The sequence below is a fragment of the Photobacterium sp. DNB22_13_2 genome (assembly GCF_052873915.1).
In genome coordinates this window covers 1-253 of record NZ_JBNNXU010000207.1, presented here as the reverse complement: position 1 = coordinate 253, position 253 = coordinate 1, and the positions used below count along the sequence as shown (strand labels likewise).

Genomic DNA, 253 nt, shown 5'->3' with positions numbered 1-253 from the left:
CAATGGCATCGACGCCAACGGCAACGCCTTCGCCCCCGAGAAAGGGCACGGCTACGAGGTGGGCGTCAAATGGGCCGGCGCGCACTCGCTGACGACCCTGGCCGCATTCGACGTGACCAAGCGCAACGTGCTGACCGCCGACCCTGCCAACAGCGGCTTCTCGCGCGCCGCCGGCGAGGTACGCAGCCGTGGCCTGGAATTCGAGTGGAACGGCGAGTTGGGCGGCGGTTTCCGTGGCATCGCCAACCTGGCG

1 protein-coding gene is annotated in these 253 nt (G+C 68.8%); it reads left to right on the top strand.

The window, feature by feature from the left end:
- Positions 1-253 (top strand): TonB-dependent receptor domain-containing protein (locus ACVA58_RS28390; protein WP_446513570.1); only part of this gene is annotated, 253 nt, incomplete at both ends.